A 12,211-nucleotide genomic window follows, 5' to 3' on the forward strand; every position below is an offset into this window, starting at 1 on the left:
AAACGCTGCACCTCCGAAGGTTGTCATCGCAACAGCCGCGGCACCCGCAACTGCCTTACGAAACCCCAAGGACGACTTCAACATGGCGATCCTCAATCAAAAAAAATCAAACTGGTGGAAGCAACACACCCTACACGGAATATGCAGCCCTGGCCAACGCCGCCCTGATTTGCAGGTGGAGCGATGACTTGTCTTTTTCGGCAATGAACTTGCCCATTTTTACTTGTTGTCCCCTGTGACTGATCACCAATGGCGCCTTGTATCGCCCGTTGTAACTGAGCTGGGTCCACTGGGGTGGCCACTCAATTTCGGTGAGTTTGCTGCCATGTGCCCACTCCAGCCGTAGATGGCCGGGGCGAAGCTCGATGGCTTCGTAATCTGCGGCATGGCGCGCGTAGATCACAAAAGCAATGCCCACCAACAACAACTCCAGGCCAGCAAAGGGCAACACAATCCAGAACCCCATGATTGCAAAGCCACTGGCGATAACCAAGGTTAACGCGCACAGGCTTAAGTACCAACTAAGCAGCTGGCGAGGGGTTAAAGCACAATTGCGCTTGAACACCCAACGCTGCGGCAAAGCGGCTGAGGTTTGATTCTTATCGTCGTACTGCATGTGACTTGAACCTTCTGGAATCATGCCCATATACCTCTTGAAGAGCAGTCATTCAGACCCAATGCACCCGCAAAGAGCGCATTGAAACCTTCGAATTATAGGCTTAACAAAATCGGCCAGGCAACCACGCGGCGGTAATCTGTGCGCCTTTTGGCCGAAAAAGAATACGTACAATCGACTACATTTAAAAAAGCGTCCACCCTACCCTTGTTTGGGGCCACTTCTGCCGCCAATGTCAGAAATCTTTACAGTCGCCACGGGCTGTTTTGGCGGTCGCTCCACTTTCCAGGCGTGGCCATAAATCAGCTCCAGGGTGAGGGGTATTCGACCTGTGGCATTTTGTCTCAGCCCTTCCAATTGCTGCAAGGCTTGTGTATAGCGCTTGCGACTCATGAGCCCGGCTGGCTGTTGCGCTAGGTTGTTGCCCACCACAGAATGCCACTCGGACAACAACGCTTGCGGGCTGGTGTAGGTGAGGGTGAGTTTTTCCATCTCCATCACGGGATCAGAAAAACCACAGCGACTCATAAGGTCACCCAAATCGTGCATGTCGGCAAAGTCTGCCATGGGCAAGCCCAGCGCTTGGGCCACGGCACGAATCTCTTGAGCAGTGTCTGGCCCAAAACAGGTAAAAAACAGCGCCCCGCCAGGTTTGAGCACCCGCAGCCACTCACCCAGCAACACCCCCGGGTCTTCAACCGCATGCAGCCACAAAGGCGACCACACCATGCCAACCGACTGGCCTTCCAGGGGCAGGGGCTGCCCGGTTGGCAGAGCCGTGGACCTGTCTTGCTCTTGAGACCGCCCACGCCCGGCCCGCCACAGGGGCACCAGCTTGCTCAGAAACCGCGCAGCCGCCGGGTCGTTGGGGGCCTGCGCCAAGGGCACCGCCTTGGGAGAAAACACATGCAAAGGGCGTTCGGGGTACAGCCCCTGCAGGGCACCCAAGGTGCCAGGGTGTAACCAGCCTTGATGCACCACCCCTCCCTCACTTGGACGCATGATTTGCGCTCGGTCCACCATACGGCGGTGCACCTCTTCGAGCACAAAAGGCACGCCCACCGCCACACGCCGCACCCACTGAAGATCGAGGTGGCGGTTGCTGCGGGGCATTTTCCAGAACGACGACATAGTGCTAGCCAACCACAGGAGGCGATTCAAATGAAGCCTGCATTGTACAAGCCATGGCATGGCCTGTGCGATTTGCTTAGCCCCAGGCGCTGCGCGCTGTGCAGTACCGCCGTGCCGTGGCAAGCGCAGCCGCTGCTGCGCCATGTGTGCGCGAGTTGCCTGCCGAGCTTGCTGAGCCAAACAGGCAGGCGCTGCCTTGGCTGCGGTTTGCGACTTGGCCCACGCCCCACCGCCTTTGGCTGGGTGCGCTGCCGGCACTGCAAGGGCCACACCCAGCCATGGGAGCGGGCTGTGGTGTGCGCAGATTACATGCCCCCGCAAGACGAATGGCTGATGCAGCTCAAATACGGCCAGCAATACGCGCTGGCCCCATTTTTAGCAGCCTGGCTGGCACACACGGCCCAACAACAAGGGGCCACAAAGCCGGACATGCTGGTGCCTGTGCCTTGCTCTGCGCAAAAACTCAGGCAACGGGGCTATAATCAGGCCGCTTTGCTGGCCCATGCGCTTGGTCGGCTGTGGGGCATCCCGGTACGGGCCAGTTGGCTATTGAAAGTACGCGAGGTGCCCTCCCAGGCCGAGCTGGATCGCGCCGAGCGCATGAGCAACCTTGAAGGGGTGTTTGTCGCCACCCGCAGATTGAGTAGCGGCCCGCGCATTGGGCTGGTGGACGATGTGATTACCACCGGGGCCACCTTAAGCCAATGCAGCCTGGCCTTGCGCAAGGCCGGTGCCCGCCATGTCGACTGGTTTGCCATTTGCAGGACCCCAGAATGATTCATGTTGTATTGGTTGAGCCGGAAATTCCCCCAAACACCGGCAATGTGATTCGCCTGTGTGCAAACACTGGGGCGCAGCTGCACTTGGTGCAGCCCTTGGGCTTCCCGCTGGACGATGCCCGCATGCGCCGGGCCGGGCTGGACTACCACGAGTACGCCAAAATGCAGGTGCACGCCAGCTGGGAAGCCTTTGTACAAACCTGCCAACCCCCAGCCGAGCGCTGCTTTGCCATGACCACCAAGGGCAAGCGATCACCCTACGCGGTGCAGTTTAAGGCGGGCGACTACCTGGTATTTGGCAGCGAAACCCGGGGTCTATCGGAAGAACGGCGCAACTGGTTTGCCCGCGACAACTGGCTGCGCCTGCCCATGCAGGCAGAAAGCCGTTCTTTGAATTTATCGAATTCAGTGGCCATTGCCGTGTACGAGGCTTGGCGGCAACTGGGGTTTGAAGGCGCGGCCCCGCAGGATTAAAAGAAATTTCCGTGCCTTCGGTCGAATCAGGCGGCGTCTTCGGAACGGGCCTCACGGGACAATAAGCGCATCACCCCCTCGCCGGGGCTAACACCATCAAACAACACCGCATTGACCGCCGCGGTGATGGGCATGTCCACCCCCAGCGTGGCGGCAAGCTGGCGAACCACAGGCGCGCATTTGACGCCTTCGGCCACCTGCCCCAAGTTGGCCAGCACCTCGTCGAGGTTTTTGCCTTGCGCCAGCATCAGGCCCACCCGGCGGTTGCGGGACAAATCGCCGGTGCAAGTCAGAATCAAATCACCAAAACCAGACAAACCATTGAGGGTTTCGGCCTGCGCGCCCAGTGCAACAGCCAGGCGTTTGATTTCGGCCATGCCACGGGTGATCAACGCGGCGCGCGCATTAAGGCCCAACTGCAGGCCATCGCAAATGCCGGTGGCCACCGCCATGATGTTTTTGACAGCGCCGCCCACCTCTGCACCCACCAGGTCGTCCAGCTCGTAGACCCGCAAAGCGGCGTGGTGAGCCGCTTGCACCATGGCCGAACGGGTGGCAGCACACGGAGAAGCCGCCGTGAGCGCGCAGGGAAGACCACGCGCCACTTCGGCCGCAAACGAGGGGCCCGTGAGCGCACCACCATAGGGCTTGCCCAGCACCTGCTCTACCACTTGGTGGGGCATTAGGCCGGTGCGCACCTCGAAGCCTTTGCACAACCACACCAGGCTAGGCCATTGGTCGACCGGTGCAATTTGCAAAAGCTGCTCGAGGGTTTGCCGCAGCGCTCCCATGGGCGTGCCCAATACCCACATGCCGCCGGGCTGCAGGGCATGGCGCGCGGCACTGGCGAAATCTGCCTGGGTTTGAAGTGTGGGGGCCAACTTGATGCCGGCCAGGTACCGGGGGTTTTCGCGCTGGGTAGCAATGCGACCCAGCACATCAATATCCCTTCCCCACAGCACCACAGAATGCGCAAAGGCCATGTGGGCGGCCACCGCCGTGCCCCAGGCGCCAGAGCCAAACACCGTGATATTCAAAGCCAGCCCCCCGTGGGATTAAGCCACAACTTAAGCTGTGGCGATGCCGTTGCCTTGCTGGGCTGCCTGCTCTTGCGCGGCGGCCAAGCGCTGCTGGTAAAACTGCTCGAAATTGATGTCGGACAAATGCACGGGCGGGAAACCAGTGCGTGTGATGAGATCGGCCACGTTGGCGCGCAAATAGGGGTAGATCATGTTGGGGCACAAAATACCCAACAGCGGGTCGAACTGCTCGGGTGGTACGTTGGCAATCTCGAAAATGCCAGCCTGCTTGCATTCCACCAAAAAGGCCACTTTGTCTTCAATTTTGGCAGTGACCGTTACAGTAACCTCGGACTCGAAAATGGTTTCGGCCAGGCGCCCTGCACCCACATCTACTGCCACCTCAATTTTGGGGGGCGTTTTGTCCAGAAAAATCTGGGGGGCATTGGGCAATTCCAGAGAAGCGTCTTTGATATACACGCGCTGCAATTGAAAGACGGCTTCTTTGTTTTCTTCGGCCATGTGTGGTGGCTCCTGTAGTGTTCGGTTTAAAAATTAGTCGGTTTTGCCCAGCAAGGGCAGCAGTTGGCCCGCACGGTCTAAGGCGGCCAGGTCGTCAAAGCCGCCCACATGGGTGCTGCCAATGTAGATTTGCGGCACGGTGCGGCGGCCCGTTTCTTCCATCATTTTTGTTTTTTGCTCGGGGTCGAGGTCGATGCGGATTTTCTCGATGTGCTGCACACCCCGTTCAGAAAGCAGGCGCTCTGCGCGCTGGCAGTAAGGGCATACGGCGCTGGTGTACATGCGAACGGGGGCGTGGGTATTGCTCATGAGGGACCTCGTGCTGCTTAAACTTTGGCTTCGTCGTTGGCGGCTGCTTCGGCCTTGGGTGCGGCTTTGTTGCCCTTACCCGCTTTGCCGCCTTTGTTGGCTGCCCGCTCTGTGGCCTTGGCTTCTTCCAGTTTTTTGGTGGGCATGCCGGCCTCTTTCCATGCGTTCACACCCCCTTCCAGGGTGTAAACCTGGGTGTAGCCAGCACCTTTCAAGATGGTGGCGGCTGCGCCCGAGCGGCTGCCCACCTGGCACACCACGATCAGGGGCGTGTCTTTGGATTTGCTGAGCGTGTCTGCTTTGTCTTTAAGCTCTTTAATGGCCACGCGCTTGGCATGGGGAATGGCACCCGCACCGCGAACCAGCTCATCGTCCCGAATATCGACCAATACCGCCTTTTGCTGGTTGATCAGCAAAGTGGCCTGCGGCACCGTGATGCGCTTGCCGCCCCCCTTGGTGAGCAAGGGCCAAATGAGCATAAGGCCCGAGCCCAAGGCAAGTGCAATTAGCCAGCTGTTTTGAAGCAAAAATTCCTGTGTCATGGGTCCTGCGGTGATTGGGTCTGAATAGGTTTTCCATTATATCCCCATGAATCAAGGCTAAAATGGAGGTTTGCCTGATTTAGACTTCACCAGAAAGGCCACCCTATGTACAAACTCGTGTTGATGCGCCACGGCGAGAGCCAGTGGAACCTGGAAAACCGCTTCACCGGCTGGGCCGATGTGGACCTGACCGACAAAGGCCGTGAAGAAGCCCGCAAGGCAGGCGCCCTGCTAAAAAGCGAGGGTTTTGCCTTTGATGTGGCCTACACCTCAGTGTTGAAGCGCGCTATTCGCACCCTGTGGATTGCACTGGACGAGATGGACCAAATGTGGCTGCCCGTGGTGCACGCCTGGCGCTTGAACGAGCGCCACTACGGTGACCTGCAGGGCCTGAACAAATCTGAAACCGCGGCCAAGTTTGGCGAGGAGCAGGTGCTGATTTGGCGCCGCGCGTACGCCATCGCGCCCAACCCCATGACCGTGGACGACCCCCGCTTTGCGGGCAAAGACCCTCGCTACGCCAAGCTAAAGCCGGAAGAAATTCCACTGACCGAATGCCTGAAAGACACGGTGGACCGCGTGATTCCACTGTGGAAAGACGGCATTGCTCCAGCCATCAAGGCTGGCAAAAAGGTGCTGATCGCGGCCCACGGCAACAGCCTGCGCGCCCTGATCAAGTACCTGGACAACCTGTCCGAGGAAGACATCCTCAAGGTGAATATTCCCACCGCGCGCCCGCTGGTCTACGAACTCGACGAAAACCTCAAGCCCATCCGCAATTACTACTTGGGCGACCAAGCTGAAATTGAGGCCGCCATGGCGGCTGTGGCCAACCAAGGCAAGGCGAAGTAACCCCCCCACGTGCCCCTGTTGAAAACTCTCGCATCGACTATCCGCTTGTTGCCCCTGGCCGCCCTGTGCGCGGCTGTGGGTGCGTGGTCACCCCTTGGCCATGCCCAAAGCAACAAGGTGCGAGACCCCGCAGGGGTGCAACAGGAGCGCGAGGAGGTGCGACGCAAGCTGGAGGCGCTAAAAAAAGCCATCAATAGCACCAGCGCTGAAAAAAAGCAGGCTGCCAAAGCGCTGACCACCCTGGAAAAACGCCTGGAACAAACTGAAACTCGCCTGCAGTTGCTCGACAAAGACCGCGCTGCGCTTGAGTCTGAGATCGACAAACTGAGTGCCGAAGAGGCTGCCCTTCAAAAAGACCTGGAAAAAACCCAGCAGCGCATGGCCCAGGTGCTTCGCAACCAGTATCGCCGGGTAGAAATCAACCCCACACAGGCGTGGCTTGCAGGCAAATCGACCAGTGAAGCCGCCCGCGAGAGCTATTGGTTTGAACGGATTTCGGCGGCTGAGCGTGACCTGGCCGAGCGCCAGGCGGCCCAGGCCCGCGAATTGGAAGCGATTCGGCTGGGCCTTGAAAAAAAGCAGGGCCGGCTTGAAAGCACCATTGAGCGGCAGACCCAAAGCCGCCGCGAGTTGGTGGCCCAGCGCGAAGAGCGCAACCAATTGATTGAAGATTTAAATTCCAAACTAAAAGACCAGGAACTGGAACGCAAACGCCTTGAGCGGGACGAAACCCGCCTGACCGGCGTGATCAACCAGCTCACCCGAGCCATTGAAGAAGCCCGGCGCAAACAGGCTCAGGCCGCTGCTGCGGCCAAGCAGGCCCCCAGCAAGCCTGGCAGCAGCAAACCGCCCGCCCGGGAATACACGCCACCGCCACCCATGCCCAACACGGGCGACTTTGCCAAATTAAAGAGTCAGCTGGTGCTGCCGGTGCAGGGCACCGTGGCTGGCCAATTTGGCAAAACCCGCGCCAAAGATGGCCAAGGCCCTTCCTGGAAGGGCATTTTTATTGCCACCGAGGCAGGCCAAGCGGTGCGGGCGGTGGGCGCCGGCCGGGTGGTGTTTTCGGAATGGCTGCGTGGGTTTGGTGAAATTGTGATCATCGACCATGGCGATCAGTTTTTAAGTGTGTATGGGAACAACAGCAAGTTGCTCAAAGCGGCAGGGGACTCGGTCAAACCGGGGGATACCATTGCGGAAACCGGCAACAGCAGTGGTAATCTAGAGACTGGGCTATACTTTGAACTCAGGCATCAGGGGCAACCCTTCGATCCAATTTCGTGGACCAAAGGTCGGTAGGAAATATGCGTCAGAAGTTACGACAAATCAGTTTGGTATCCGTCGGTGTGGTTGCTGGCGTGTTGGTAAGCGTTGGTATTAGCGCGGTGGCCCAGCGGCAGCAGCCGGAGGCCCTGCCTTTGACCGAACTGCGCCAGTTCACCGAGGTGTTTGGTGCCATCAAGAATTTTTACGTCGAGCCGGTGGGCGATGACAAGCTGTTCAACGGCGCCATCAGCGGCATGGTGAGCAACCTTGACCCGCATTCCAGTTACCTTGATGCAGAGGCCTTCAAAGAATTGCGCGTGGGCACCCAGGGCGAGTTCGGCGGTTTGGGCATTGAAGTGGGCACCGAAGACGGTTTCGTCAAAGTGATCGCCCCCATTGAAGACACCCCCGCCGCCAAAGCGGGTGTGATGGCTGGTGACTTGATTGTGAAAATCGACGACAAGCCGACCAAAGGCATGAGCTTGTCTGATGCGGTTAACCTGATGCGCGGCAAACCGAAAACCTCGATTGAGCTCACGCTGCTTCGCAAAAATGCAGACAAGCCGATTGTGGTGAAGATTGTGCGTGATGTGATTCGCGTTCAAAGCGTGAAATCCAAAATGCTGGAAGACAACATCGGCTACGTGCGCATCACCCAATTCCAGGAGCACACTGGCGAGTACCTGGTGAAAGCCATCAACAAGCTGCATGGCGAAAAGCCCTTGAAAGGCTTGGTGCTTGACCTGCGCAATGACCCGGGTGGTTTGCTCAATGCTGCTGTTGGCGTAAGCGCAGCGTTTTTGCCGCAAAACACCTTGGTGGTGTCCACCGATGGACGCACGGAAGACTCGCAACGCAAGTTGGTGGCTGGCCCAGAAGATTACCTGCGCGGCCGCGAACGCGATTACCTGAAAGACCTGCACCCCATTGCCAAAACCGTGCCCATGATCGTTGTGGTCAACGGCGGCTCGGCCTCGGCCTCTGAAATTGTGGCAGGTGCTTTGCAGGACCATGGCCGTGCCAAAGTGCTGGGCACTCAAACCTTTGGCAAAGGCTCGGTTCAAACCATTTTGCCACTGAACAACAACACAGCCATCAAGCTGACCACGGCCCGCTACTACACCCCCAGCGGACGCAGCATTCAAGCCAAAGGCATTGAGCCCGATTTTGTGGTCACCGAGACCCCCAGCGGCGACATTGTTGAGCGCGTGCGCGAAGCCGACCTGACCCGCCACCTGAGCAATGACAAAGGCGAAAAAGAAACGCCCAGCGAAAAGCGTGAAACCAACGCCAATGCCGATCTAAAGCCGATTGTGTTTGGCGAGAAAGACGATTACCAGCTACAGCAGGCCCTGAATTACCTGAAGGGCAAGCCTGTGAAGCAAACTCGAAACACCGAGCAAACCGCCAAAGCCAAGAAATAAACCCATGGCTTTGCGTGACCTGAATGACGAGGAGTTGCTGCGCTACTCCCGTCATATTTTGCTCGATGAAATTGGCATCGAGGGCCAAAGCAAACTGGCCAATTCACGGGTGCTGGTGGTGGGAGCTGGCGGTTTGGGCTGCCCCAGTGCCTTGTACCTGGCCGGCGCCGGGGTGGGCACGCTGGTTATTGCAGACGATGACACCGTCGACCTCACCAACCTTCAACGCCAGGTGCTGCACACCACCGAGCGCGTGGGCCAAGCGAAAGTGCTTTCTGCCCAAGCCCAACTGGAACAACTTAACCCGTGCTGCCAAGTGATCGCTCTGCCCCAGCGCCTCGAGGGCGAAGCCCTTGAAGAGCAGGTGGCCCTGGCCGATGTGGTACTTGATTGCTGCGACAACTTTAAAACCCGCCACGCTGTAAACCGTGCCTGCGTGAAGCACGGCAAACCGCTGGTGTCGGGTGCTGCCATTCGTCTGGACGGCCAATTGGCTGTGTTTGAGCTCAATAACCCAAACGCACCGTGTTACCACTGCCTGTTCCCCGAGGGCGATGATGTGAGCGAGGTGCGCTGCGCCACCATGGGTGTGTTTGCCCCCCTTACTGGTGTGATTGGGACCCTGCAGGCCAGCGAAGCCCTCAAAATTTTGGCGGGCTTTGGCCAACCCATGTACAGCACCCTGCAAATTTACGATTCAAGAAGCTGCGAATTCACTCGAATGAAAATTCGCAAAGACCCCGCCTGCCCGGTGTGTGGCCACGGCCACTAAGCCAGTGCCCGAATGTGATCAAAGTGACGAATGCGATGGCGCACTGGGCCGCGCAGGCTGCGCGAGGCAAATCGAATGCCCGGGGGCGTGATCCAGGTGGTTTGGTAACCGTGCAGCGCTGCCTGCCGAAGGTGGCCATGTGTGTCGTCCACCAAAGTGAGCAAACGGCGACGCAAAGCCTTTTTGAGATGCGGCCACAAAATATTGGCAGGCTTGGGTCGCCACTGCCGGTGAATGACCATGTCTTCAATGGCCACCACGGCATGCAAGTGCCTGTAGAGGCCGTGGGCCTTGCACACTTCGAGCGCATAGGCGCGTGGCGCATTGGTGAGCAACACCCGCAAACCAGGCAAGCGGGCCAGGCGTGCTGGCACGCTGCCGTGGCGGGTGCTTAGGCCGCCCAGCCTTTCAAAGCGATGAGTGTTGGCCAAAAAATGATGTGGATCGGTGCCGTGGTGGCGCATCATGCCCAACAGGGTTGCGCCATACTTCAGCCAATAATGGGTGCGAAGACTGCTGGCCTGCGCCTCGGGCATGTTGAGGTGGTGGGCCAGGTATTGCGTCATTTGCCGATTGATCTCGGGCAAAATGTGGTGGCCTGCCATGTGAAGTGTGTTGTCCAGGTCGAGCAGATACACCCGCTGCCCCAGGCCAGCCGTGGGCCTTCTTAACCATTGAATTTGCACTGCCATGCACCCAGAGTTGATGTTTCACCCTGAATTTTGCCAGAAGACCCTGTGCCATTCCGACACGGCAGTGCGATGCGGCATGGACAACTCCTGCCCTCCCGCACTGCTGGACAACTTGGTGAGGTTGTCTTGCCTGTTGGGTAGCATACAGGCGTACCTCCAATTGCCCCCTGGTGCGTTGAAGGTGAACAGCGGCTTTCGCTCGCAGGCATTGAATGAACGGGTGGGGGGTGTACCCCACTCTCAACATTGCCAAGGGCTTGCCGCTGATGTGGTGTGCCCCACCTTGGGCACGCCGGCCGCGCTGGCCATGGCCATTGCGGCCAGCCCCTGCGGCTTTGACCAGTTGATTCTTGAATTTGGGCGCTGGGTGCATGTGTCGGCTGCGCCAGCGGACCGCCCGCCCAGGCGGGAGTGCTTGAGCATTTACAATTCGGACGAAGGTTATTTGGAAGGCATTGTGGATCGATGAAGATGATATTGAAGGCTGCGTTTGCAGCATGCATGTGGGCCGCCCTTTTGCCGGCGGCGACCGTTGCACATGCCAATGGCTGGCAATGCAAGAGCATGGGGCGCAATATCGCCGACCTGGATTTGCGTTATGCGTTGACTCACAGCCAAATTCCAGGCCAATTGGCCACCAGCCACCACAAGCTCAGAGTGGCGGGCCGGCATTACAAGCTGGAATCCGTGTCACAGGCACAAGGTTTGTTGGCGCTGGTGTATTCGGGCCAATTGACTCAAAAAAGCGAGGGGTTGATTGACGGGCAACTGGGCTTTTCACCCTTGTACTATGCCGAGCAACGAGGAAAAAAGCCTGTGGCTGAGACCACCATCGACCTGGGCAACAAGCAGGTGCTGTTTCGTAAAAACAGTAGCAGCGCGCCCATGGAAGCGGGTTTGCAAGACCGCTTAAGCATGATTTACCAGTTATCGGCCCGCTTGCAATGCAACAGCAAAATTGACCTTGGCCAGGCACTGCCCATGCGTGTGATGAGCACCGGGCGACTGAGCACTGAGACATGGACCCTAAAGGCCCACGAAACAGTGGTTTTGAACCTTGGCGAAGGCGAGCGCACCATCAACACCTGGCAGTTTGAGTCCACACCAGAGGACGCTCAGGACGAGGTGGTGCGCATTTGGTACGCCCAGGATCTGGATTGGAAGCCTGTAAAAATTCAGATTCAAGACGCCGATGGCAAAAGCCTGACCCAAACGCTGATTGGCCTTGGGCCCCAGCAGCCTGCGGGCCGATGACCGCAATGGTAGCGCTTAGCCCGGTACGCGCTTAAGCAGGTTGGGGTCGGCCTGTAGTCGGGGCAGATCGACTTGGTGGCGCTGACCACTGCGGCGCAGCACAGCAAAGGTGGGACCCACTTCTTCGAGTACCCAGCCATTGGCCACGTCGTCGCCCACGCGTTTGGATTGCGCAGGTTGTCCATCAATGGACATCACGGCGGCGCCCTGCCCCTCCCCGTTGGCAAACACGCCCATGAGGTTGACCGCTGGTGGGGTAAGGCCGCCAGCAGTCTCTACCCCCATGAGCCGCGCCTCGGGAGACTGGTCAATTTGAAAACTGACCGATGCCTGGGAAGGCATGGCCGGCGCCAGCGTTGGCGCTGGAGCAAACAACCTAACCCCCACCCAAACCATGAGCGCTACGGCACAGGCCCAGAGCAACCATGCGAGCACGCGAGGGAGCCAGGCAGGCACCACGAGCGTGTTGCGGGAAAAACTGAGGCGTTTAAGAGCAAGTTTCATGAGGTGCTTGAAGCTGGTTTGGCATGCGTTGCATCATAACCCGAGCGTAGCAAGC

General features: G+C 58.5%; 16 protein-coding genes. 8 read left to right on the forward strand and 8 right to left on the reverse strand.

Going from position 1 to position 12,211, the window contains the following annotated elements:
• Nucleotides 1-130: 130 nt before the first annotated feature.
• Both ACEQU8_RS11590 and ACEQU8_RS11595 read right to left on the reverse strand, forming a co-directional pair.
• Nucleotides 131-640 carry a DUF2244 domain-containing protein gene (locus ACEQU8_RS11590; RefSeq protein WP_370263762.1) on the reverse strand — a complete coding sequence of 170 codons (510 nt, stop codon included), beginning with the start codon at nt 638-640 and terminating at the stop codon, nt 131-133.
• Nucleotides 641-817: 177 nt separating this feature from the next.
• The gene (locus tag ACEQU8_RS11595; RefSeq protein ID WP_370263763.1) at nt 818-1,729 is read right to left on the reverse strand and encodes a methyltransferase domain-containing protein; all 912 of its coding nucleotides are present in this window, start codon (nt 1,727-1,729) and stop codon (nt 818-820) included.
• Between the two features lie 48 nt (nt 1,730-1,777).
• Here ACEQU8_RS11595 and ACEQU8_RS11600 point away from each other — a divergent pair, with 48 nt between their 5' ends.
• Both ACEQU8_RS11600 and trmL read left to right on the forward strand, forming a co-directional pair.
• Entirely contained in the window at nt 1,778-2,524 is a 747-nt protein-coding gene (locus ACEQU8_RS11600) for a ComF family protein (protein WP_370263765.1), read from the forward strand.
• Nucleotides 2,521-3,000 (forward strand): tRNA (uridine(34)/cytosine(34)/5-carboxymethylaminomethyluridine(34)-2'-O)-methyltransferase TrmL, encoded by a 480-nt coding sequence (gene trmL / locus ACEQU8_RS11605; protein ID WP_370263766.1) that lies wholly within the window; start codon nt 2,521-2,523, stop codon nt 2,998-3,000. Before ACEQU8_RS11600 ends, trmL begins: the two co-directional genes overlap by 4 nt.
• A gap of 26 nt (nt 3,001-3,026) precedes the next feature.
• Here trmL and ACEQU8_RS11610 read toward each other — a convergent pair whose 3' ends face one another.
• From ACEQU8_RS11610 to ACEQU8_RS11625, 4 genes are read right to left on the reverse strand one after another with little or no spacing between them, the layout of a single operon-like run.
• On the reverse strand, nt 3,027-4,037 hold the full coding sequence (locus ACEQU8_RS11610) for an NAD(P)H-dependent glycerol-3-phosphate dehydrogenase (protein WP_370263768.1): 1,011 nt from the start codon (nt 4,035-4,037) through the stop codon (nt 3,027-3,029).
• A gap of 30 nt (nt 4,038-4,067) precedes the next feature.
• Nucleotides 4,068-4,541 (reverse strand): protein-export chaperone SecB, encoded by a 474-nt coding sequence (gene secB, locus ACEQU8_RS11615; protein ID WP_370263770.1) that lies wholly within the window; start codon nt 4,539-4,541, stop codon nt 4,068-4,070.
• A gap of 33 nt (nt 4,542-4,574) precedes the next feature.
• Complete coding sequence (gene grxC / locus ACEQU8_RS11620; protein WP_370263771.1) at nt 4,575-4,850, reverse strand: glutaredoxin 3; 276 nt, start codon at nt 4,848-4,850, stop codon at nt 4,575-4,577.
• A 17-nt stretch (nt 4,851-4,867) separates the two neighbouring features.
• Nucleotides 4,868-5,392, reverse strand: coding sequence for a rhodanese-like domain-containing protein (locus ACEQU8_RS11625; protein ID WP_370263773.1), 525 nt, complete (start codon nt 5,390-5,392; stop codon nt 4,868-4,870).
• A gap of 105 nt (nt 5,393-5,497) precedes the next feature.
• On the opposite strand from ACEQU8_RS11625, the gene gpmA reads away from it, so the two are divergent.
• From gpmA to ACEQU8_RS11645, 4 genes are read left to right on the forward strand one after another with little or no spacing between them, the layout of a single operon-like run.
• The gene (gpmA, locus tag ACEQU8_RS11630; protein ID WP_370263774.1) at nt 5,498-6,244 is read left to right on the forward strand and encodes a 2,3-diphosphoglycerate-dependent phosphoglycerate mutase; all 747 of its coding nucleotides are present in this window, start codon (nt 5,498-5,500) and stop codon (nt 6,242-6,244) included.
• Nucleotides 6,245-6,262: 18 nt separating this feature from the next.
• Nucleotides 6,263-7,543, forward strand: a complete 1,281-nt coding sequence (locus ACEQU8_RS11635) for a murein hydrolase activator EnvC (RefSeq protein WP_370263775.1) — start codon at nt 6,263-6,265, stop codon at nt 7,541-7,543.
• A 5-nt stretch (nt 7,544-7,548) separates the two neighbouring features.
• Complete coding sequence (locus ACEQU8_RS11640; protein WP_370263776.1) at nt 7,549-8,934, forward strand: S41 family peptidase; 1,386 nt, start codon at nt 7,549-7,551, stop codon at nt 8,932-8,934.
• A 19-nt stretch (nt 8,935-8,953) separates the two neighbouring features.
• Nucleotides 8,954-9,706, forward strand: coding sequence for a ThiF family adenylyltransferase (locus ACEQU8_RS11645; RefSeq protein ID WP_370263783.1), 753 nt, complete (start codon nt 8,954-8,956; stop codon nt 9,704-9,706).
• Here ACEQU8_RS11645 and ACEQU8_RS11650 read toward each other — a convergent pair.
• Nucleotides 9,703-10,392 (reverse strand): hypothetical protein, encoded by a 690-nt coding sequence (locus ACEQU8_RS11650; protein WP_372521242.1) that lies wholly within the window; start codon nt 10,390-10,392, stop codon nt 9,703-9,705. The genes ACEQU8_RS11645 and ACEQU8_RS11650 overlap by 4 nt on opposite strands.
• 19 nt (nt 10,393-10,411) lie before the next feature.
• Here ACEQU8_RS11650 and ACEQU8_RS11655 point away from each other — a divergent pair, with 19 nt between their 5' ends.
• Both ACEQU8_RS11655 and ACEQU8_RS11660 read left to right on the forward strand, forming a co-directional pair.
• Nucleotides 10,412-10,867: a D-Ala-D-Ala carboxypeptidase family metallohydrolase gene (locus ACEQU8_RS11655; protein ID WP_370263779.1), complete on the forward strand. Its 456-nt coding sequence runs from the start codon at nt 10,412-10,414 to the stop codon at nt 10,865-10,867.
• On the forward strand, nt 10,864-11,652 hold the full coding sequence (locus ACEQU8_RS11660) for a DUF3108 domain-containing protein (protein ID WP_370263780.1): 789 nt from the start codon (nt 10,864-10,866) through the stop codon (nt 11,650-11,652). The genes ACEQU8_RS11655 and ACEQU8_RS11660 overlap by 4 nt, the downstream gene beginning before the upstream one ends.
• Nucleotides 11,653-11,667: 15 nt before the next feature.
• On the opposite strand, the gene ACEQU8_RS11665 is transcribed toward ACEQU8_RS11660, so the two are convergent.
• A complete protein-coding gene (locus tag ACEQU8_RS11665; protein ID WP_370263781.1) occupies nt 11,668-12,156 on the reverse strand; it encodes a type II secretion system protein N in 489 nt (162 codons plus the stop codon).
• Nucleotides 12,157-12,211 lie beyond the last annotated feature (55 nt).

Source organism: Limnobacter sp., assembly GCF_964228395.1.
GTDB lineage: Bacteria > Pseudomonadota > Gammaproteobacteria > Burkholderiales > Burkholderiaceae_B > Limnobacter.

Coding starts and splice junctions, on each gene's coding strand:
- ACEQU8_RS11600 (WP_370263765.1), top strand. CDS start 1,778: ATGAAGCCTGCATTGTACAAGCCATGGCATGGCCTGTGCGATTTGCTT.
- ACEQU8_RS11625 (WP_370263773.1), bottom strand. CDS start 5,392: ATGACACAGGAATTTTTGCTTCAAAACAGCTGGCTAATTGCACTTGCC.
- ACEQU8_RS11660 (WP_370263780.1), top strand. CDS start 10,864: ATGAAGATGATATTGAAGGCTGCGTTTGCAGCATGCATGTGGGCCGCC.
- grxC (WP_370263771.1), bottom strand. CDS start 4,850: ATGAGCAATACCCACGCCCCCGTTCGCATGTACACCAGCGCCGTATGC.
- ACEQU8_RS11640 (WP_370263776.1), top strand. CDS start 7,549: ATGCGTCAGAAGTTACGACAAATCAGTTTGGTATCCGTCGGTGTGGTT.
- ACEQU8_RS11665 (WP_370263781.1), bottom strand. CDS start 12,156: ATGAAACTTGCTCTTAAACGCCTCAGTTTTTCCCGCAACACGCTCGTG.
- ACEQU8_RS11595 (WP_370263763.1), bottom strand. CDS start 1,729: ATGCCCCGCAGCAACCGCCACCTCGATCTTCAGTGGGTGCGGCGTGTG.
- ACEQU8_RS11655 (WP_370263779.1), top strand. CDS start 10,412: ATGTTTCACCCTGAATTTTGCCAGAAGACCCTGTGCCATTCCGACACG.
- secB (WP_370263770.1), bottom strand. CDS start 4,541: ATGGCCGAAGAAAACAAAGAAGCCGTCTTTCAATTGCAGCGCGTGTAT.
- ACEQU8_RS11590 (WP_370263762.1), bottom strand. CDS start 640: ATGATTCCAGAAGGTTCAAGTCACATGCAGTACGACGATAAGAATCAA.
- trmL (WP_370263766.1), top strand. CDS start 2,521: ATGATTCATGTTGTATTGGTTGAGCCGGAAATTCCCCCAAACACCGGC.
- gpmA (WP_370263774.1), top strand. CDS start 5,498: ATGTACAAACTCGTGTTGATGCGCCACGGCGAGAGCCAGTGGAACCTG.